Below are 20,682 nucleotides of genomic sequence, written 5' to 3'. Positions count from 1 at the left end.
CCTGAGCTTCAGCCGAAGAAGAAATAGGCCGCGGCCACGGCAGCGACGAAGCCACCCAGGTCTGCCAGCAAGCCGCAAGTGACGGCGTGACGCACGCGCTGGATGCCCACCGAACCGAAGTACACCGCCAGCACGTAGAACGTGGTTTCGGTGCTGCCCTGGATGATGGAAGCCAGGCGGCCGGCGAAGGAGTCGGCACCGGAAACCTTCATGGTTTCGATCATCATGGCGCGCGATCCGCTGCCGGAGAGCGGCTTCATCAGCGCGGTGGGCAGGCCGTCGACGAAGCGCGTGTCCATGCCGAGCCACTGCACCAGCGCGCGAATCCCGCCCATCACCGCCTCCAGCCCGCCGCTGGCGCGGAACACGCCGATCGCCACCAGCATCGCCACGAGGTAGGGAATGATGCCCACCGCGATGTGAAAGCCCTCCTTCGCCCCTTCGATGAACGCCTCGTAGGCGTTGACCCTTTTCACCACGGCGCCGACCAGGAAGGCGATGAGCAGGCCGAACAGCAGGAAATTGCTGAGGAACGCCGACTGCGCCTGCATCGCCGCCGCATCGAGGCGCGCGAAATAGGCCACGAGACCCGCCACTACCGCTGTAATTCCGCCCAGATAGGCGAGCACCACACGGTCGAACAGATTGATCTTCTGGTACGCAGCCACCGCCAGCAGCCCCACCAGGGTGGAGCAATAGGTCGCCAGCAGGATGGGGATGAACACGTCGGTCGGGTCGGCCGCGCCAAGCTGGGCACGGTAGGTGAAGATGGTCACCGGCAGCAGGGTGACGGAAGAAGCGTTGATCACCAGAAACAGGATCTGCGCGTTGCTGGCGGTGTCGGGCGTGGGATTGAGGGTCTGCAGCTCGCGCATCGCCTTGAGTCCCATCGGGGTAGCGGCGTTGTCCAGCCCCAGCATGTTGGCCGCCATGTTCATGGTGATCGCGCCGAGCGCCGGGTGGTCGGGCGGCACATCAGGCATGAGGCGGCGGAACAGGGGCGCCAGCAGACGCGTGAGCAGCGCGAGGAAGCCGGCCTTCTCGCCGATTTTCATCACACCCAACCACAGCGTCATCACGCCGGTCAGCCCCAGCGCGATCTCGAAACCGGTCCTGGCCGAATCGAAGGTCGCCTTCATCATCAGCGGGAACACGTCGGCCTCGCCGAACAGCACCAGCTTGACCAGCCCGATGGCGAAGGCAACGAGAAAAAAGCCGATCCAGATGACGTTCAGCATTTCTGTCCCAATGCGGCCAGCTGCCGGTCATGCAGACGCGCCAGCAGCAATTGCGAAGCCAGCGCGCCGCACAGCGCGAGGAACATGTCCCACTGGGTATCCCAGACATCGCCCTGGGTGGCGAGGAAGGCCACCGCCTCGTCGCCGGAAGCGAGTGCCACCCACCACTCGATGAATTCGTAACAGGCGCTGATCGCCAGGCACACGCAGCTCACCAGGAAAAATAGCCATTTGCCCGGCCGCAAGGGAGAACGGCGCAGCAGGATTTCGCGCGCCACGATGGCCGGCACGAAGCCCTGCGCGACATGCCCGACGCGGTCGTAATGGTTGCGCGACAGCTCGAAGGTATCGCGCAGCCAGTTGAACACGGGCATTTCGGCATAGATGTAATGCCCGCCCACCATCAGGATGACGGCGTGAAGCGCCAGCAGCGCGTAAGCCAGGGACGTGAGGGGGAAGCGGCGGAAGGTCAGCACCAGCAGCGGCAGCCCGACCAGCACCGGCGCCACTTCGAGAAACCAGGTAAAAACATCCTTCGGATGCCAACCGGACCATACCAGCACCATGAGAACGCCGCAGATCAGGGAACGGCGCAGCCATTTATCCCATGCGAGGCCTGTCACCGCCACTCCTGCAACGAAAGGCCAAAACCGATGCTGGTCTGGTTATGATTGTAGTCAATCAGACTCTCGCCATAGCCGTTAAAGACCTGAACGTACCCCTTGAGGGCGCGTGAAATCGGGAAGCTCCAGCTCAATTGCAAGGCGCCATGGCCGCCGCTGGCACTATAGCGCCCCAGAGCGGAATAGAGATTCTCACCGCTTGCGTAGTTAAGCAGCACATCGCCATGCCCCAGATAACGGGTGATATCCGGGTTGTCGTCATTTTCGCCGTTCTCGTGCAGACGCACCCAAGGACGCACGAGCAGGGAAAAATTATCGCGCTCCAATCCAAACTGTGCATAGACCCGGTCCCAACTGCGCGAAAGCGGTAGTGCGCGCCCATTCGACTGATGCACCAGCCCCAGATTCAGCACGCGCCAGCGCATCCCTCCCGGCAGGTCGATATCCGTGCGCAGGGAAAAAATCAGCTCGGGTTCGTAATTGGTTTCGCGGAACGGTGCCGAAACTTGTGGGTTATAGAGCAGCCATTGCGACTGCTGCGTATAGGCGAACCATAGATTGCCATTGTCGCCGAGGATATCTTCCCAGAGCTTGGTCTTGAAGCTCAGTTGATACTTCACGTCGCTACTGGCTGCCGGCATGGTCGAAAGCGCAGAACGATCCGGCGCAGGAGACGTCGGCGACCGATTGGGATTATTGCTATAGTGGACAGGCAGGATATAGACCGGCTTATGTTCGCGGAAACGGAGGGTGCCCTTTTTCGAATCTTCATCAAGTTCCCAACTCCTGCCAAGCAAGGAGTCCGCCACGACCACAACATCAGGACGCGGCGCCACACTCGTCCGACCCGTATCAACAGACGCCGGTGACGGCGTTGCAAGCCGTGCGGCGACTTGATCGTAGCAGGCCAGACGCTGCGCGTCAGGAACGATAACGGCGCATTTCTCGTAATCGGCTCCAATCGCCAGCAACGGCAGCAGAAACAGCAACCCGCACGCCCGCTTCACTGTAAATTCTCCACGCCTGGCAACGGCTGGATGGCGGAGGGTTCGTGGATGCCGGTGAGGGACTGGAACATGAGAATATTGTTAAGTGGCATGACACGCTCATTGTCTCCTGTTGTGGGCAATTTTGGCCAACCCTAATTTCCTGTGGTGGCATCACTGTTTGGGATATTCCGCGAGGACGCGCACAACCTCGGCAATTCCCCGTGACCAGCTAGCCATCCACTGCGTGGGCTCCGCCCTCAGCGGATACCCCAAATTAAGTTGGCACGGCTTGTTTCTGGATTAAAATGGCAAACACATAATCTCCGGGGAATCCCGGAACGAACACTTTTCTGGACGGCTGCGACATGCATTTCATATTGGGTGGAAAAAACGGCAAAACGCCCGTTCGGTGCGACGACATCAAGGAATGGTCGAGCTGGTTCAACCAGGCGGAGCGGCAGGTCGGGTTCGACAAGGTCGGCGACATTCAGGTCAGCACCGTCTTTCTCGGCGTCGCCCTGGATTTTGCCGGCCGCCATCCGATCCTGTTCGAAACCATGATCATCGGCGCAGGCCATAACCACGAGCCGGAGCGATATACTTCCTGGGAATCAGCCGCAGCGGGGCACGCGCTCTGGGTAGGCAAAATCAAACAAAAACGCTTCATGTCGGAACTCTCCTCCGATCAGGATCCCGCCGCCTAGGACTGCAAATCAGCAGTGAAACCTCAGGAACAGCAAGGGCTAAAAAGCTCCAGCTTCTTTCATGGTATCTCGCAGCGATGAAGCGTATGATCTTCATAAGCGTTTTCTAATACATGGAGACACACATGAGCAACGAGGAAAAACAGGCACTTGCGGAGCAGGCTTACGAGAAAGCGGTGAAGTACGAGCTGGACTACGGCTGCTGCCCGCAATGCGTTCTCGCCACCGTGCAGGAAACCGTGGGGATTGTCGACGACGCCACGATCAAGGCCAGCCACGGGCTTTCCGGCGGTGGCGGCTTGGTGGGTCTGGGTGCCTGCGGCGCCCTGACCGGCGGGCTGATGGCGCTCAGCGCGAAATTCGGCCGCGACCGCGACAAGCTGGACCGCGGCCGCTACATCAACAATTTCAAGAAGAACAAGGAACTGGTGGAGCGCTTTCGCGCGGAATTCGGCGGCATCACCTGCGAGGAGCTGCAAAAGCAGTTCACCGGCCGCACTTACGACATGTGGCGAACCGAGGAATACAAGGCGTTCGATGACGCGCGCGGCAACAAATGCGCCCACGCCACCGGAACCGTCACGAAGTGGGTGATCGAGATGCTGTAGGGCATCCGCCCTGCCCCCGGTAATCCGCTTGCTTAGCCGGACAAGAATCGATAAGCCACAGAGCGCACAGAGAACACAGAGGAAAACCGCTTCACATCAGTCTTCTCTGTGTTCTCTGTGGCATGAGTTGCAGGTTTTAGCTTCAGTTCCCGCTTACAACGCCCCGCCGCCCAATGCCTTGTAAAGCTGGGCGGCGGCGCTGAGCCAGGCGCGCCGCGTCTGCACCGTGCCCTGCTGCGCGGCATAGGACTCGCGCTGCGCATCCAGCACCTCGAGATAGCTCGAAACACCTGCTCCGTAACGGGCCTCCACCAGGCGCAGGCGCTCGGCCTGGGCCTTTTCCGCGGCTTGCTGGGCCTGCAGTTGCTCAGCCAGGTGCGTGCGGGCTGCGAGCAGGTCGGCCACTTCGCGGAAAGCCTGCTGTATCGTTTTCTCGTACTGGGCCACGGCGATGACCTTGCGCGCTTCGGCGAGATCCGTTCCGGCCGCGGCACGACCGGCGTCGAACAAGGGCAGGCGCAGTACCGGCTGGAAACTCCAGGCGCCGCTGCCGCTCTTGAACAGTCCGGAAAGCGCGCCGCTCGCCGTGCCCAGGCCGGCGGTCAGGGAAATGCGCGGCAGAAAGGCGGCCCGTGCGGCACCGATATTGGCGTTGGCGGCGATCAGGTTCTGCTCCGCTGCCAGCACGTCCGGGCGTTTGAGCAGCACTTCCGCCGGCAGGCCCGCGGCGAGATCGGGAACGATGCCCTGATCCGACAGCGTCCGGCCTGGCGGCTCGTCGGCCAGCTGCTGGCCGACGAGCAATTCCAGCGCATTCACGGCGGCGGCGCGCTGGCGTTCCAGGCTGGCGAGGTCCGCCCGTGCCGTTTGCAGGGCGCCGTCCGCCGCCAGGAAGTCGAGGTCGCCGGCCAACCCTACGTCGCGCCGGCGGTCGACCATCATGCGGGTTTCCTTCCGGGTCTTGAGCGTTTCGCGCGCCAGCGTTGTGCGCTCGTCCATTTCCAGCAGCGACAGATAGGCGTTGGCGACATCGGCGATGAGCGAGAGCCGCAGGGCGCGCTGGGCTTCCTCGCTGGCAAGATAGCTGGCCAGCGCCGCCTGGTTGAGGCTTTTCACCCGGCCCCAGAAATCCAGCTCGAACGACAGCATCGACAGCCCCACGTCGTAGCGGCGGCTGGTGACGGCGCTGCCGCTGGCGGAAAGGTCGCCCGGCGTGCGCGCCGACGAACCGCTCGCCACCGCATCCACGCCGGGGAAACGGTCGGCACGCACGATGCCGAACTGGGCACGGGCTTCCTCGACCCGCGCGACGGCGATGCGCATGTCCCGGTTGTGGTCGAGCGCTGCGGCGATCAGTTCCTGCAGGCGCGGGTCGGGGAAGAAGGTGTGCCACTGGAGCGCATCGGCCTGGCGCGTACCATCGGCCTGGGCGGTCTGCGACCATTGCGCGGCTACCGGCGCTTCGGGCCGCTGGTATTCGGGTGCCAGCGAGCAACCGGCCAGCAGCGCCACAGCCATGAAACCCACTGTGACTGTTCGCCCCAAACCCATCCCCATCCCAACCTTCCCCTTGAAGGGGAAGGGACAATGGATTTTCTCCCCGCCGGGGAGAAAAAAAGCTCGCTGCGCGAGCCTCAATTTATTCGAGGGCTTATGCATGGTCGTTCTCCTGATGACTGCGGGCATGGCCGGGGAATATCTTTCGCACCACGACGTAGAACACCGGCACCAGGAACACGGCCAGCACGGTGGCGGCGATCATGCCGCCGATAACGCCGGTGCCGATGGCGTGGCGGCTTTCGGCGCCGGCACCGGTGGAAATGGCGAGGGGGAAGACGCCGGCGACAAAGGCGATGGAAGTCATCAGAATCGGCCGGAAACGCAGGCGGCAGGCTTCCAGCGTGGCCTCGAACAGGCCCATGCCCTCGTCCTGCAGCTTTCTGGCGAATTCGATGATCAGGATGGCGTTCTTGGAAGACAAGCCGATGATGGCGATCAGGCCCACCTTGAAATAGACGTCGTTGGGCAGGCTGCGCAGGTCAACCGCCAGCGAGGCGCCGAACACGCCCAGCGGCACGACCAGCATCACCGCGAACGGGATGGCCCAGCTCTCGAACAGCGCCGCCAGCGCGAGGAACACCACGATCAGCGAAACCCCGAACAGCAGCGGCGCCTGCGTTCCCGACATGCGCTCCTCGAAGGAAGTGGCCGACCATTCGAAGCCGAAGCCCGGCGGCAGCTTGGCGGCGATCTCCTCCATCACGGCCAGCGCTTCGCCGGTGCTGTGGCCGGGCGCCGGATTGCCGGCGATTTTCATCGAAGGCAGGCCGTTGTAGCGGTCCAGTTTGGGCGCGCCGACGATCCATTGCGGCGTGGCGAGCTCGGACAGCGTCACCATCTCGCCCTTGTTGTTGCGCACCGGCAAGCGCAGGATGTCCTCGACGCTCCTGCGGGTGTCGGCCTCGGCCTGCATCTGCACGCGCAGGATGCGCCCCTGGCGCACGAAGTCGTTGATATAGGCCACGCCCAGCGCCGATTGCATGGTGTCGTTGAGGTCGGCGATGGACACCCCCAGGGTTTCGGCCTTGACTCGGTCGATGTCGAGGAAAAGCTGGGGAGCCGCTTCCTGGCCCTCCGGCCGCACGCCGACCAGGCGCTTGTCCTGCATGGCCATGCCGAGCGCCATGTTGCGCGTTTCCAGCAGCTTCTCCCGCCCCATCCCGCTCTTATCCTGCAAGCGGAAGTCGAAGCCGCCGGCGGCCGCCAGTTCGGGGATCGGCGGCGGATTGATGGCGAACACCATGGCCTGCTTGATGCGCGAGAAGGTCATGTTGGCCTTTTGCACCAGCGCCTTGGCACCGCTCTCCTTGCCCGGTCGCGCGTCCCAGTCCTTGAGGCGGACGAAAGCGATCGCCGCGTTCTGGCCGCGCCCGAAGAAGGAGAAGCCGGCGACGCCGATCACGTGTTCCACCTCCGGCAGCTTGAGATAGTGCTGTTCCAGCTGGCCGAGCACCTCCAGCGTGCGGTCGCGGGTGGCGCCCGGCGGCAGCTGGACGATATTGAGGAAGTAACCCTGGTCTTCTTCCGGCAGGAAGCTGCCCGGCAGCTTGCTGAACAGCCAGCCGGTGGCGCCCAGGATGACCGCGTAGAGCACCAGGTAGCGCCCGGTCTTCTTCACGGCGCGCCCCACCCACGTGGTGTAGCCCTGCGTGGTGCGGGCGAAAAAGCGGTTGAACCAGCCGAAAAAGCCGCGCGTCGGCATCATTTCCTTGCCCGGCTCATGCTTGAGCAGCGTGGCGCATAGGGCTGGCGTGAGCGTAAGCGCCATCAGCGCCGAGAACAGGATGGTCAGGATCAGCGTGACGGAAAACTGCCGGTAAATCGCCCCGGTGGAGCCGCCGAAAAACGCCATCGGCACGAACACCGCCGCCAGCACCAGGGTGATGGCGATAATGGCGTTGACGATCTGGCCCATGGCCTTGCGCGTGGCGTCGCGCGGCGACAGGCCCTCGGTGGTCATGATGCGCTCGACGTTCTCCACCACCACGATGGCGTCGTCCACCACGATGCCGATGGCCAGCACCATGGCAAACAGGGTCAGCACGTTGATCGAGTAGCCGAACAGGTAAAGCCCCAGGGCGCCGCCCACCAGCGCCACCGGCACGACGATGGTGGGTATCAGGGTGGCGCGCAGGTTTTCGAGGAACAGGAACATCACCAGGAACACCAGGAACACCGCCTCCCCAAGCGTGATGAGCACTTCCCGGATGGAGATTTCGACGAACTTCGAGGTGTCGTAGGGCACGATCCAGCTCACGCCCTTGGGGAAGAACTTCGCCAGTGCGGTCATCCGCGCGTTGACCGCCTTGACCGTGTCGAGCGCGTTGGCGCCGGGCGACAGGCGGATAGCGATGGCCGCGGTCGGCTGGCCGTCGATGCGTGCAGCGACCGAATAGTCCTGGGCGCCCAGTTCCACCCGCGCCACGTCTTTCACGCGCAGGGTGGAGCCGTCCGGATTGGTGCGCACGATGATGTTGCCGAATTCTTCCGGAGTGGACAGGCGGCTCTTGGTCACGATCACCGCGTTCATTTGCTGGTTCGGCGCAGCCGGCAGCTGCCCCAGTTCACCGCTGGCGATCTGGACGTTCTGGGCGCGCACCGCGCGCGACACATCGGCAGGCAAGAGCTTGTAGCCCTGCAGCTTTTCCGGCTTGAGCCAGATGCGCATCGAGTATTCGGTGCCGAACAGCAGCGCCTCGCCCACGCCGGGCACGCGGCGGATCGGTTCCAGCACGCTGGTGGCGGCATAGCTGCCGAGGTCCACGTTGTTCAGGCTTTTGTCGGGCGAAGTCAAAGCCACGATCATGACGTAGTTGCGCGCCGTCTTGGTCACCGTCACGCCGACACGGCGCACATCGTCCGGCAGGCGTGCTTCAACGCGCTTGATGCGGTTCTGCGCTTCCACCGAGGCATAGTTGAGGTCGGTGCCCGGCTTGAAGGTCAGCGTCACCGTGCCGGTGCCGATCTGGGAGGCGGAATCCATGTAGAGTAGATTCTCGATGCCGTTCATTTCCTGCTCGATCAGGGCGACCGCGCTTTCCTCCACCACCTGGGCGGCTGCGCCCGGGTAGTTGACGGAAATATCGAGCGCGGGCGGCGCCACTGAAGGATATTGGGAAACCGGCAGGTTCTTGAGCGCCAGCAAGCCACCCAGCACGATGGCGATGGCGATCACCCAGGCGAACACCGGGCGATCGATGAAAAATTTGGAGAACATGGATCAGCCCTCTTTCGGCTTGTTGCTGGCGGGCTGGGAGTCCTGGGAATGCCAAGGCACGGGCTTGACCTCGGTGCCGGGGCGGGCCTTCTGCAAACCGTTGACGATCACCTGTTCGCCGCCTTTGAGCCCTTCGGCGACGATGAAGTCGCCGCCCGCCATGCCGCCGGTCTTGACTGGTTGCGGTACGGCCTTGCCATCCGGCGCGACCAGCATCACGAACTGGCCCTGCGGCCCGCCCTGCACCGCGCGTTGCGGCACGCGGATGGCGCCCTCGATGACTGCGGATGGGAAACGGATGCGCACGAACATGCCGGGCAACAGTTCACGCCGCGGGTTGGGGAACTCTGCGCGCAGCGACACCGCACCCGTGCTGGGATCGACCGCCAGGTCGGAGAAAAGGATTTTGCCCGGCAGCGGATAGGCGCTGCCGTCCTCGAGCAGCAGTTCCACTTTGCCGGATTCGGCGCGCTTGAGCTTGCCGGATTTGACCGCGGCCTGCAGACGCAACATTTCCGCGCCGGGCTGGGTGAAGTTGACGTAGATCGGGTCGATCTGTTCGATGGTGGCCAAATGCGTCGCTTCGCCCCTGCCCACCAGAGCGCCTTCTGTGACCAGCGCGCGGCCGATGCGGCCGGAGATCGATGCCGGCACGCGGGTGTTTTCCACATCCAGCGCAGCGCGCGACAGGGCGGCCTGCGTCTGCTTGTAGCGCGCCTCCGCGCTATCGAATTCCTGCTGGCTAACGGCCTTGATGGCGAGCAAAGGACGGTAGCGCTCGACCACTAGGCGCGCCGCATCGACATCGGCTTTGGCGGCATCGAGCGTTGCCTGGTAGGTGCGCGCATCAATCTGGAACAGGGTAGCGCCTTCCTTCACATCGGAGCCTTCCGTGAACAAGCGCTTTTCCACCACGCCTTCGACCCGCGCCCGCACCTCGGCGGTGCGCCAGGCCTGCAAGCGGCCGGGCAAATCCTGGGTCAGCGTCGCCGTTCCGCCGGCAACGGTGATGACATCGACTTCCGGCGGCGGCATGGCCGCCCCGCCGGGGCCGCCCGCGCCGCCGGCCGCATTTTTGTCGCCTTCGCCACCGCACCCCGCCAACACGGCGGTGAGCAGAAACATCAACAGGATTTGTCGCTTCATGTTCGGTTCCTTGTCTATTTGCTATTCCGGCGTGCTTGCGCGGCCTGTTATTCTGCCGGATAATCTCCAGCATCTTACATACATCCATGAATGTATGTAAAGTAGCAAACACATTATTTTTCCGGCACGGCTCCAGCCTGCCGCAACAGGAAACCGCATGGCCAGAAAAACCAAGGAAGAGGCACTCGAAACCCGCGACGGCATCCTCGATGCCGCGGAACAGCTGTTTCAGCGCAAAGGCGTTTCCCGCACCTCCCTCGCCGACATCGCGGCGGCTGCCGGCGTCACGCGCGGCGCCATCTACTGGCATTTCGAAAACAAGGGCGACCTGTTCAACGCCATGGTGGAACGAGTCGTCGCCCCGCTCGAGGCGCGCTCGCTGGAGCTGGAGCAGGAGGAAATGAACGACCCCATCGAGTTCCTGCGCACCCTGCTGCTCGATGCGATCACCCGCATCGCCGGCGACCCCCACTTCCACCGCGTGTTCGAAATCGTCTGGCACAAGTGCGAGTACGTCGACGAAATGGCGGAGGCGCGTGACAAGCACATGGAAGCGGGATGCCGCCACGTGGAAACCATGGAACGCGCCATGGTCAAGGCGCAGGAGCGTGGGCAACTGCCGCCCAAGCTGCTGCCGAAACAGGCCGCTATCGGCCTGATGGCGTTGCTGGACGGCCTGATCGTGAACTGGACCATGAACCCGCAGATGTTCCCTTTGGAGGAATATGCACCGTGGGTAATCGACGCCTACCTGGATGGGTTAAAACAGGACTGCTGAGTCTTGCGGTCATTGCGAGCGCAATGACGGTAAGGGTCACGCTTTCCCGGCATCGGGCGTCATCTCTCCCAGTGGCTGTCCGCCCCGCAGCAACGCGGCGAACTCGCCTGGGGGAAGCGGATGGCTGAAGTAATAGCCCTGCACATCGCCCTGCTGCATGCCCTTGAGGCATGTCAGCTGTTCCTCGGTTTCCACGCCCTCGGTGATGATTTTCATCTTGAGTCCGCGCGCCATCGCGGCAATGGCTGCGGCGATGGTGTTGTCGGTGGAATCGCGTGTCAGATCCTGAACGAATGACTTGTCGATTTTCAACGTGTCGATGGGGAATTGCTTGAGGTAACTGAGCGAAGAATGGCCGGTGCCGAAATCGTCCATGGAAATGCGTATCCCCATCGCCTTGAGCGCGTGCAGTTTGGTCACGGTTTCGTCGGCGTTGACCATGGCGATGCTTTCGGTGATTTCCAGCTCCAGGCATTCCGGCTCCAGCCCGGTTTTCTTCAAAATCGAGGAGATCACCTCGACCAGATTTTTTTGCCGGAACTGGCGGCCCGACATATTCACCGCCACGCGCAAGTGCGGCAGCCCCTCGTCCTGCCAGGCCTTGTTCTGGGAACAGGCTTCGAGCAGTACCCATTCGCCGATCGGCACGATGAGACCGGTATCCTCGGCCACGGGGATGAACTGCACAGGCGGAATCATTCCGACATCGGGCTGATTCCAGCGCAGCAATGCCTCCATGCCGACAATCCGGTGCGAGCCGATGTCCACCTGAGGCTGGTAGTGAAGCGCGAATTCCTGGCGTTCCAGCGCCTTGCGCAGCCATGTTTCCATGGTCATGCGCTCGAAGGCATGGGCGTTCATTTCCGACGTGAAGAACTGGAAATTGTTGCGTCCTTTTTCCTTCGCCAGATACATCGCGGCGTCGGCGTGCTTGATCAGCGCGTCGGACTGATCGCTGTCGTCGGGATAAATGCTGATGCCGATGCTGGTCGTGACCACGAGCTCATGCCCGTCCAGGACCACCGGCCGCGACAGTTCGGCGATGATCTTCTGAGCAAGGGAGGGGAGGCTACCGGGGTCGGTGACATTTTCGATGAGAACGGTGAATTCGTCGCCGCCCATCCGTGCCACGGTATCGTCCTCGCGCATGCAGGCCGCCAGGCGCTGGCCGACGGTCTGCAGCAGCCGGTCGCCCATGGTGTGGCCCAGGGTGTCGTTGATGCGCTTGAAACGGTCGAGATCGAGGAACATCACCGCAACTTTTTGCTCAACCCGATGCGCATGGACGATCGCGTGGTTGAGACGTTCGACGAACAAAATGCGGTTGGGCAGGTCGGTGAGCGCATCGTGGTGGGCGAGATGCCGCACATGGCTTTCCGCCGCCTTGCGTTCGGTGATATCGGAAAAGATCGCCACGTAATTGGAAACTTTCCCGGTGGAATCCCTGATCACGTTGATGGCCAGCCATTCCGGATAGATTTCGCCGTTCTTGCGGCGATTCCAGACTTCCCCCTGCCAATAGCCTTTTTCCCCTATTTCCGCCCACATGGCGCGGTAAAACTCCGAATCGTGCCGGCCTGACGCAAGGATGGTAGGCGTCCTGCCTATCACATCGCGGGCCTGAAAGCCGGTGATGACGGTGAAGGCCGGGTTGACCGACTCGATGACGTTGCGCGGACCGGTAATCATGATGCCGTCGAAAGTGGTTTCGAACACTTTCTCGGCCAGGCGCAGGTTCTGGGTGGAAACCGCCAGGCTTTGTTCGCGCTCGCGCAGCGCCATCTGGAGGCTGTGCACGTAGTCGTATTCGATGTTTTGCAGGATATCGGAAAAGGTCACCAGGCCGATCAGTTCCCCATTTTCGCCGGTGACGCCGAGATGGCGCACTCGGTTCTCCGTAAACACCTTGCGCGCATGGAACAGGCTGGATTTGGAAGACACGCTGAGCAGCGGAAAATTGGCCAGCTTGCCGATGGGGAGCGAAGTCCTGTTGCTCCCGATCAACCGTAACACGTCGCGTTCCGTGAGTATGCCGTAGCTGCCGTTTTCCCCTTCGACCAAAAGGGCATCGGCCGGGGTGTTGCGCATGGCCTTGACCGCGTCATGGAGCGGCGTTTGCCCGGAAAGGCACAGATGACTTTTATTGAGCACCGCCTTCACTTCGCGCATGGAGATGAAATACTCGAGACCCTGGTTCAGGACGATGTCGGACTGGGTGATGATGCCTTTATGGGCGCCCTCATCGTCCACCACGAGGAAATGGCGCACGCCTTCCTCGCGGAAGTGCAACGTGGCCTCGCCGATGGAAATCTTGTGATAGATGGTCTTGACCGGCGAACTCATAACGGACGAGATCGGCGTACTGAAAAAGGTCGGGTCGGAAAAATCCAGCGCCAGCGCATCCTGCTCGGTCCAGATACCGACCGCCGCGCCATCGTCGACCACCAGGATCGAACTGTAGTGCGCATCGACCATGCGCTGCACCGCCTGGAACAAAGGGGTCGCGGAAGAACAGCTCAAGATTTCGGGGTGAATGATGCGCTCGATGGTTACGTCAGAGAACATCGATGATTTCCACTTGGATAGACCGCATGCCGCAAGTTTACTCCATATCTTTTGACCGCACATGTGACATGGGTACCAGCGCGGGGCGAGAACGCAAAGATTTTTTCCCAGTCAAAAATACGCCGTGGACGATTGATGCGCGACGGACGGCTGGAAACGCCATCTCTGAATGCGGCATGAAAATTGCTTTTCGTTGTACAAATTCCGGAGCAAATGGCCCATGTCGCAAAACAGCCCGATGGTGGAACTGGTCACCATTTACGAAATCAGCAAGGTGCTGAGCTCTTCTCTCAACCTGCAGAAAACTCTGCAGGGCGTGCTGAATCTGCTTTCCACCCATCTGCACATGCGCCGCGGCATGCTCAGCCTGCAGCAGGAAGACGGCGACCTCCAGGTGGTGGCCGCCACCGGCTTGTCGCAGGAAGAGATGGAGCGCGGACGCTTCCTCGTCGGCGAAGGCATCATCGGGCGCATCATGCAGAACTGCATGCCGGCGGTCATCCCCAGCGTGGCGGAAGAACCGCTGTTCCTCAACCGCACCGGCGCGCGCAAGCTGAACGACCAGGATATCGCCTTCATCGGCGTGCCGGTCAAGATCGGACGCCGCTGCATCGGCGTCCTCAGCGTGGACCGCGAACGCAATCCGGAGCGCGGCTTCCAGCAGGACGTGCGCTTCCTTACCATGGTGTCCAACCTGATCGGCCAGACGGTGCGCCTGCACCAAAATGTGGCACAGGAGCGCACCCAACTCATGCAGGAGCGCTCCCGCCTGCAGAAGGAATTGCAGGGCAAGTACAGCCTCGACCAGGTCATCGGCGTAAGCAAGCGCATGCAGCAGGTGTTCGCCGAGGTGCACCAGGCGGCGCCGGGCAAGGCCACCATCCTGATCCGCGGCGAATCGGGCACCGGCAAGGAAGCCATCGCGCGCGCCATCCACGTACTCAGCCCGCGCCACGACGGCCCTTTCGTCAAGCTCAACTGCGCCGCGCTGCCGGAAACCCTGCTCGAATCCGAGCTGTTCGGCCACGAAAAAGGCTCCTTCACCGGCGCCACCCAGGAACGCAAGGGGCGCTTCGAGCAAGCGCACGGCGGCACTTTGTTCCTCGACGAGATCGGCGACATTTCCCCCGGCTTCCAGGCCAAGCTGCTGCGCGTGCTGCAGGAAAAGGAATTCGAGCGCGTCGGCGGCAACCGCACCATCAAGGTGAACGTGCGCATGGTCACCGCCACCAACCGCAACCTGGAAGAAATGGTCGCCAAAGGCGAGTTCCGCGCCGACCTCTATTTCCGCATCAACGTGGTGAGCATCTTCCTGCCCCCGCTGCGTGAACGGCGCGACGACATCCCCCCGCTGCTGGAACATTTCCTCGACCGCTTCAACCAGGAAAACAAGCGCAAGCTGAGCATCAGCGAGGAAGCCATGGACGCGATCCTGCATTGCAACTGGCCAGGCAACGTGCGCGAGCTGGAAAACTGCGTCGAACGCTTCGCCACCATGAGCAAGGGCAGCGTCATCCGCCGCAGCGACCTGCTGTGCCAGAGGGGGCTGTGTTTCTCCTCCGCGCTCAAGAATTACGGCACCTCCCATCCCTCCTTCCCCATCCATGCCGAAATTGAACCTCCGCCGGAAATCCCGTCGCGTGCCGCCGCAGCCGAAGCTGCCACGCCGCATGACGAGGCGGAGCCGCTCAGCGAGCGCGAGCGCCTCATGTGGGCGATGGAAAAGAGCGGCTGGGTCCAGGCCAAGGCGGCCCGCCTGCTGGACCTGACCCCGCGCCAGATGGGCTACGCGCTGAAGAAATACAACATCGACATCAAGCGTTTTTGATGTCGCATCGCGCCACAGCTCGGTGGCCCGACTGCATTATCATAGACAACATCTTTGATAAATAATGATTTTCCGTATAACATTAAAAACATGGGAAACATACGGAAATCCGCCGGCCTGTCCGACATCGGAAATGATGCCCGACGCCAATATATTGATGCTCAGGCCACGTTCACGGCCTGGGAAGAGGCGACCAAACGTGCGGCTGAAGTGCGCGGCGGCATGTACTGGAAGCAGCAGGGCAAGGCCGAATACCTTATCCGGACGTCCCCACAAAACGCGCAGAAAAGCCTTGGCCCAAGATCCGCTGAAACTGAAGCGATTTTCACCAAGTTCACCTCCACAAAGGGTGAACTGGAGGCGCGGCGCGACCAGCTTTCCAAAGCATTGGTCCAGCACCAGCGCTTGAATCGAGCCTTGTTTGTGGGGCGCGCGCCGCAGATCCTGGTGGAAATCCTCAACACGCTGGCGAAATTCGGCCTTGCGGAACATTTCATGGTGATCGGAACGCATGCGCTCTATGCATACGAAGCCGCCGCCGGGGTTCGCTTCGAATCGACGGAAGCACTGGCGACGCGCGACGTCGATTTGCTCTGGGACACCCGCAAACGCATCCGTTTCATTACCAAAATGGAGAAGCTCGGCTCATCCATGATAGGCATGCTGCAAAAAGTGGACAAAACCTTCGAGATCAGGGATGAGCAACGCTACACCGCGGTAAACAGCAGTGGCTTCGAAGTCGATATCATTCGACGCGAGGCGGCAGAAGGCGATCCCCATCCTTTGCTTCTCACCGGGAATGAAAACGATTTTCGCGTCGTTCAGGCAAAGCGGGCGGGCGTATTGCTCAACTCGCCGTCGTTTTCCGCCATGATCGTTTCGCCCTCCGGCCACATGGCAAGAATGAACACGGTATCCCCTTTAGTCTTCGCGCAATTCAAACGATGGATGGCCGATCAACCGAACCGGGAAGCCATGAAGGTGGATAGAGACCGATTGCAGGCCGAACTCGTCGAACAATTGGTTGAGGAATATCTGCCGCATCTGGCGCGTGATAAAACCGCCGGAGAGCGCGTGGACGCATTGCAGCCGTAAAACCGAACCAGGAAATTACTGCAGGAGACAAACATGCCCACCCCCCTGTATCAGGTCGACGCTTTTACGGACCGGTTATTTTCCGGCAACCCGGCAGCAGTGTGCCCGCTGGAGGCCTGGCCAGCGGACGGCTGGATGCAGGCCGTGGCGGCCGAGAACAACCTGTCGGAAACCGCCTTCCTGGTCGGGGGCAGCGGCCGCTACGGCCTGCGCTGGTTCACCCCGGCAACCGAGGTGGACCTGTGCGGCCACGCCACGCTGGCTGCCGCCTACGTCATTTTCAACTTTCTGGAAACTGAACTGGACGAAGTAACGTTCGACACCCGCAGCGGAGAATTGCACGTCCGGCGGGACGGCGACTGGCTGCGCATGGACTTTCCCGCCCAGCCGCCGATGCCCTGCCCCTGCCCCGATGAACTGACCCAGGGATTGGGGCAACGGCCCAGAGGCGTGTTGCGCGCCGACAAATACCTCGCCATTTTCGACACGGAAGCGGAAATCCGCTCCCTGAAGCCTGACATGGAAATTCTGAAACGCCTGGACCTGATGGGCATCATCGCCAGCGCGCCGGGCAGCGATGCAGACTTCGTCTCCCGCTTCTTCGCGCCCAAGGTCGGCGTTCCTGAAGACCCGGTCACCGGCTCCGCGCATTGCATGCTGACGCCCTACTGGGCGGAACGGTTGGGCAAGACGACGCTCCTCGCCCGCCAGGTTTCCCGGCGCGGCGGTGAAATCCATTGCACACTGAAAGGCGGCAGGGTCGAACTCGCCGGGCAGGCGGTGCTGTTCCTGCGCGGCGAAATCATGGTGAACTAAGAAGGTTCATTAAGGGCAAGACAATCCGCTCGCACTGGATTCTTCGAACTCCAGATGGCCGCGATCCTTAAATGACAGTCTCCGATTTCTTCGGTGCAAGGCTCAAACGTCTTCCTCAATATTAGTCCTGACATCGCCATGACGGCGGTTATAGTGACGGCGCTCTTTCTCCGCTCGCGTATCCAGCAACTTATTCCTGGCTTGCTCGATGCGACGGCAGTAGTTGCGACGCTCGCCATGGACTCGCCGCTCGACGTGCGACTTCTCAACTGTGCCGCTAAAGCCGAAGGCCGCGGCAGCTTGGAGGCGGCGGAATAAGAAACGCTCTGAGTCAGGGGTGAAAGCCGGAACGAGGCCGACCTGCCCCACTTCCCATCTATTGTCGGGCAAGACCAGGTACAGCGGTAAGCCGGGAATATTGCGCATGACATCATCTACCTAAATCGCTTAAGAACTTAATCGACACATTGTTCCATTTTCTTTAGGAAAACTTTGACCGCCCCCTGTGCAGATGACATATAAATATCATTATTCGAGTCATGAAGCGCCAATGAATTTGCCAAGAAATCCAAGAGACGCTACAGAAGAAGTTTTTACTGGAAATGGAGGCGGTAGCACCCTGGACTGGGTTGATGGCGGTAACCGACCCCCTCTGCCCCTTAGGCAAGCAATGGAGTTAGCCTAGTGAATATCGGCAACGCTGCGCATTCGCTTCATGCAGCTGAATCGCCACGTCCAGGCCAGTCACATTCAACCTGGTAAAAAAACAAGTTCTTTAATAAGGGCGGGCATCTGACAATTCTTAACAAATGCCGCCCTTTTTCATGCTGCCAAACGGACGTCTGGAACCTCACCGGTAAAGAGGCGTCAAGCAGTCGCTGCCGTTTTCACCACACTTGAGAAACTCAGCGTTACTTGGCGCCTCGCAGCACATTGTTATTCTATTTCTTTCTTCAAATCCATGATGGCCGTTACCGTTTCCTTGGCGGCCGCGGAAAACTCGCCTTTCAACATCGACATGGCTCCCGCCTTGTCGTGCGATTCGACTTTTCTGACCACATCTCCCGCGCAGCGATGGAAATTGGCGTGCTTGGTGAGCAGGTTGGTGTAATGCGGCGCATCACGGTGCTTTTCGCCATCGCCATAGATCCATTTGCCCAGGGCGCACAGGTTGTCCTTGCACACTGTCGCGCTGTCGAGATGTTCCGTGCTGCTACCGTCGATGAATTGAGACAGGCGGATTTTCCACTTGACGTGTGCGGCGATGGCGTCGTCGAAGTGCGATGCTCCCGCCTTGCCCGGAGCGGCAAGCAGCGCGACGGGTTTGCCTGCGCCCATGCCGCCGCTGTCGACCTTGAACACGGCCACCGAAGCGGACAGGTTCTGCGCCTGCTCCTCCAGCGATTCGGCGGCTGCAGCGGCCTCCTCCACCAGGGCGGCATTTTGCTGGGTAACCTCGTCCATCTGCGTGATGGCCAGGTTGACCTGCTCGATGCCGGCGCTCTGCTCGCTGGATGCAGCGGAGATTTCCGCCATGATGTCGGTCACGCGCTTGATGCTGGTGACGATCTTCTCCATGGTCTGCCCGGCCTCGCCCACCAGCTTGGTGCCGTTCTCCACCTTGTCCACCGAGTCGCCGATGAGGGTCTTGATCTCCTTGGCAGCTGCGGCCGAGCGTTGCGCCAGGCTGCGCACCTCGCCGGCCACCACCGCGAAGCCGCGCCCCTGCTCGCCGGCACGGGCAGCCTCGACCGCCGCGTTCAAGGCCAGGATATTGGTCTGGAAGGCAATGCCGTCGATCACCGAAATGATGTCCACGATCTTGCGCGAGGATTCGTTGATCGAGCTCATGGTGCCGACCACCTGGTTCACCACCGCGCCGCCTTTGCCGGCCACGTCGGAAGCGCTGATGGCAAGCTGACTGGCTTGTTTGGCATTCTCGGCGTTCTGCTTCACCGTCGAAGTGAGCTCTTCCATGCTGGAAGCGGTCTCTTCCAGTGAAGAGGCCTGCTCTTCGGTGCGCTGCGAGAGGTCGCTGTTGCCGGCGGCGATTTCCCTGGAGGCGGTACCGATCGCGTCAACCGCTTCCTTGATTTCACCGACCAGATTCTTGAGGTTTTCCACAGTGGTGTTGATGCCCTGCTTGGTCTGGTCGAACAGGCCCGGGTAATCCTTGGTGATGGTTTTGGTCAGGTCTCCTTGAGACAGGGCATTGGCTACGCGGATGATGTCCAGCAGGCCGGCTTCGGTGACGTCGGAGAGCAGGTTGAGTAATTCCGATAGCGTCTTGCTGTAGCCCTGCTTGCCCGCCATATCCATCTTGGCGCTGAAGTCGCCTTGGCCCGCTGACAGGACGAGGAACTGTATATCGTTGACGATCCCGTTCAGGGCTGCAACGGTTCCGTTCACGCCCTGCTTGGTCTGGTCGAACAGGCCCGGGTAATCCTTGGTGATGGTTTGAGAAAGATCGCCGTCGGCCAAGGCCTGCGCCACCCTGGTCACATCTTTCAAACCGCCTTCGGTGACATTGGAGAGCTGGTTGAGAAGCTCGGACAGCGTCTTGGTGTAGCCCGCCTTGCCGTCCATAACCATCTTGACGCTGAAGTCGCCTTTATTGGCAGCGGCATCGACGATTTTCTCGATTTCGGCCACGATCTTGCGCAGGTTGTCCTGCATTTGCTGCATGGATACCAGCAAGTCGCCGACTTCGTCGCGGGACTCCACGTGGATTTCGCTGTTCAGATCGCCCTGGGCAATCCTGGCCGCCACGGACTTTGCCTGGTTCAGCGAACGACCGATGTTGCGGATCAGCAGCACGCCGACCAGCGCGGCCAGCAGTACGCCTAACACGATCGCCGTGAGTGCAATATTGCGCGTCGTGGCATTGGACTTCACCGCATTGTCATGCTCCTGCTTGCTATTCTCGACTTGCAGCGTGAGAAGCTTGCTCATCGCTCCGGTGTTTGCCATATAAGCGGGGCCGGCCTCTTTCACGACCACGGAATTGGCTTCGAGATAATTCCCCGCCTTGATCAGGTCCAGCGCCTTGTTCCGTGCCGCCTGGTATGCCTTGCGTTTGGTCTTGAATTCCTCTGCCAGATTTTTCCCCTCCGGGGTCTGGGAGGTAGCGACAAACCCATCCCAGCTCTGGTTATTTTTCTTGGTGTTTTCCGCCATCTTGTCGGTGTGGAAAGACAACGGATGGTCGTGCAGCTTGCTTTCCGGCAGACGCGGGTCGTGCATCAGCATGAGGTGCACCTGGCGCTGGTTTTCCGCCTGAAGAAAGTTGACCTCCGCCAATCGGACCGCGGCAATCAGGCTATCCTCGTAGATGGTGCGCATTCCCTCGCTGGTGACTTTCATACCGCGCAGCCCGAGCAAACCGACGCAGACAAGCAACACGGAAAGCAGGCCGATAACAAAGATGAGCCGGGATTTGATAGTCAGATTTGAGAACATTGGTCGTCTCCATTGAACATTATTATTTGTAGGCGCTACGGGACGAAAATTCAGAT

The 20,682-nt window shown here is 61.1% G+C and carries 15 protein-coding genes; 7 read left to right on the top strand and 8 right to left on the bottom strand.

Annotated elements, in window-relative coordinates:
• Window positions 1-8: 8 nt before the first annotated feature.
• The 3 genes from SKTS_RS05130 to SKTS_RS05120 are packed head-to-tail and all read right to left on the bottom strand — an operon-like array spanning window position 9 to window position 2,850.
• Window positions 9-1,238, bottom strand: a complete 1,230-nt coding sequence (locus SKTS_RS05130; RefSeq protein ID WP_173061268.1) for a nucleoside recognition domain-containing protein — start codon at window positions 1,236-1,238, stop codon at window positions 9-11.
• Entirely contained in the window at window positions 1,232-1,861 is a 630-nt protein-coding gene (locus SKTS_RS05125) for a DUF2238 domain-containing protein (RefSeq protein WP_244617446.1), read from the bottom strand. The genes SKTS_RS05130 and SKTS_RS05125 overlap by 7 nt, the downstream gene beginning before the upstream one ends.
• Entirely contained in the window at window positions 1,858-2,850 is a 993-nt protein-coding gene (locus SKTS_RS05120; protein ID WP_173061264.1) for a phospholipase A, read from the bottom strand. The genes SKTS_RS05125 and SKTS_RS05120 overlap by 4 nt, the downstream gene beginning before the upstream one ends.
• A gap of 365 nt (window positions 2,851-3,215) precedes the next feature.
• On the opposite strand from SKTS_RS05120, the gene SKTS_RS05115 reads away from it, so the two are divergent.
• On the top strand, window positions 3,216-3,554 hold the full coding sequence (locus tag SKTS_RS05115; RefSeq protein WP_173061261.1) for a hypothetical protein: 339 nt from the start codon (window positions 3,216-3,218) through the stop codon (window positions 3,552-3,554).
• A 125-nt stretch (window positions 3,555-3,679) separates the two neighbouring features.
• Entirely contained in the window at window positions 3,680-4,162 is a 483-nt protein-coding gene (locus SKTS_RS05110; RefSeq protein ID WP_173061258.1) for a C-GCAxxG-C-C family protein, read from the top strand.
• 153 nt (window positions 4,163-4,315) lie between these two features.
• Here SKTS_RS05110 and SKTS_RS05105 read toward each other — a convergent pair whose 3' ends face one another.
• The 3 genes from SKTS_RS05105 to SKTS_RS05095 are packed head-to-tail and all read right to left on the bottom strand — an operon-like array spanning window position 4,316 to window position 10,085.
• On the bottom strand, window positions 4,316-5,821 hold the full coding sequence (locus SKTS_RS05105; protein WP_244617445.1) for an efflux transporter outer membrane subunit: 1,506 nt from the start codon (window positions 5,819-5,821) through the stop codon (window positions 4,316-4,318).
• Window positions 5,814-8,939, bottom strand: a complete 3,126-nt coding sequence (locus SKTS_RS05100; protein WP_173061256.1) for an efflux RND transporter permease subunit — start codon at window positions 8,937-8,939, stop codon at window positions 5,814-5,816. Before SKTS_RS05100 ends, SKTS_RS05105 begins: the two co-directional genes overlap by 8 nt.
• Window positions 8,940-8,942: 3 nt before the next feature.
• A complete protein-coding gene (locus tag SKTS_RS05095; RefSeq protein WP_173061253.1) occupies window positions 8,943-10,085 on the bottom strand; it encodes an efflux RND transporter periplasmic adaptor subunit in 1,143 nt (380 codons plus the stop codon).
• 157 nt (window positions 10,086-10,242) lie between these two features.
• On the opposite strand from SKTS_RS05095, the gene SKTS_RS05090 reads away from it, so the two are divergent.
• On the top strand, window positions 10,243-10,863 hold the full coding sequence (locus tag SKTS_RS05090) for a TetR family transcriptional regulator (protein WP_173061250.1): 621 nt from the start codon (window positions 10,243-10,245) through the stop codon (window positions 10,861-10,863).
• A 36-nt stretch (window positions 10,864-10,899) separates the two neighbouring features.
• Here SKTS_RS05090 and SKTS_RS05085 read toward each other — a convergent pair whose 3' ends face one another.
• The gene (locus tag SKTS_RS05085) at window positions 10,900-13,428 is read right to left on the bottom strand and encodes an EAL domain-containing protein (RefSeq protein ID WP_173061247.1); all 2,529 of its coding nucleotides are present in this window, start codon (window positions 13,426-13,428) and stop codon (window positions 10,900-10,902) included.
• A 220-nt stretch (window positions 13,429-13,648) separates the two neighbouring features.
• Between SKTS_RS05085 and nifA the strand changes: the two genes are divergently transcribed.
• From nifA to SKTS_RS05065, 4 genes are all read left to right on the top strand, one after another.
• A complete protein-coding gene (gene nifA / locus SKTS_RS05080) occupies window positions 13,649-15,256 on the top strand; it encodes a nif-specific transcriptional activator NifA (protein WP_173061245.1) in 1,608 nt (535 codons plus the stop codon).
• 54 nt (window positions 15,257-15,310) lie between these two features.
• Window positions 15,311-16,351 carry a GSU2403 family nucleotidyltransferase fold protein gene (locus SKTS_RS05075; RefSeq protein WP_198420430.1) on the top strand — a complete coding sequence of 347 codons (1,041 nt, stop codon included), beginning with the start codon at window positions 15,311-15,313 and terminating at the stop codon, window positions 16,349-16,351.
• A gap of 33 nt (window positions 16,352-16,384) precedes the next feature.
• The gene (locus tag SKTS_RS05070; RefSeq protein ID WP_173061242.1) at window positions 16,385-17,167 is read left to right on the top strand and encodes a PhzF family phenazine biosynthesis protein; all 783 of its coding nucleotides are present in this window, start codon (window positions 16,385-16,387) and stop codon (window positions 17,165-17,167) included.
• Window positions 17,168-17,305: 138 nt separating this feature from the next.
• Window positions 17,306-17,485: a hypothetical protein gene (locus SKTS_RS05065; protein WP_173061239.1), complete on the top strand. Its 180-nt coding sequence runs from the start codon at window positions 17,306-17,308 to the stop codon at window positions 17,483-17,485.
• A 618-nt stretch (window positions 17,486-18,103) separates the two neighbouring features.
• Here SKTS_RS05065 and SKTS_RS19105 read toward each other — a convergent pair.
• Window positions 18,104-20,626: a methyl-accepting chemotaxis protein gene (locus SKTS_RS19105; protein WP_173061236.1), complete on the bottom strand. Its 2,523-nt coding sequence runs from the start codon at window positions 20,624-20,626 to the stop codon at window positions 18,104-18,106.
• Between the last annotated feature and the right edge of the window lie 56 nt (window positions 20,627-20,682).

The organism is Sulfurimicrobium lacus, assembly GCF_011764585.1.
Classification (GTDB): domain Bacteria; phylum Pseudomonadota; class Gammaproteobacteria; order Burkholderiales; family Sulfuricellaceae; genus Sulfurimicrobium; species Sulfurimicrobium lacus.
Note: the sequence above shows the minus strand (reverse complement) of the source record. Positions and strands in the feature narration are given on the sequence as shown.